This window comes from Streptomyces sp. NPDC127092, assembly GCF_042722475.1.
Taxonomy (GTDB): domain Bacteria; phylum Actinomycetota; class Actinomycetes; order Streptomycetales; family Streptomycetaceae; genus Streptomyces.
The window spans coordinates 770-1,208 of the sequence record NZ_JBHXFE010000321.1; the positions used below are offsets into that span (position 1 = coordinate 770).

General features: G+C 63.3%; 1 protein-coding gene. It reads right to left on the reverse strand.

The features are described from left to right. Positions 1–97: 97 nt before the first annotated feature. A partial coding sequence (locus ACFWJO_RS40070) for a helix-turn-helix domain-containing protein (RefSeq protein WP_386873263.1) occupies positions 98–439 on the reverse strand: 342 nt, incomplete at its 5' end.

A 439-nucleotide genomic window follows, 5' to 3' on the forward strand; every position in this document is an offset into this window, starting at 1 on the left:
GTTCTCGCCCGATGATCCCCACCGGAGCACCGCAGTCGACGCAGTCACGCTGCCGTTTTCCCATGATCGGCAATCACTTCCCGCAAAATAGTGGCGATCACATCGGCGGCATGGATCGACCTCGGGAATTGACGGATTGCGCTTTCGCCTGCGGGACCGACCCCGGCGGGGCTGCGGACTGCTCGACCGGCGCGGTATCGATCTCGAACAGGTCGTCGGGTGTGCATTGCAGCGCCGTGCACAGAGCGATCAGAGTGGAGAGTTTGATCTGACTAGGTTCCTTGGTCAACAGCGCCGATACCGATGCCGCCGACATTTCCAGGCCGGCTCTCTCGGCAAGCAGTCGGCGCAGGTCGGCTCCCGTCCAGATCTCGCGCTGGGCCGCGGCCATGCGCAGTCGCCATCGAATTTTCATCCCTGGCCGTCCTCTCCGCTCAAC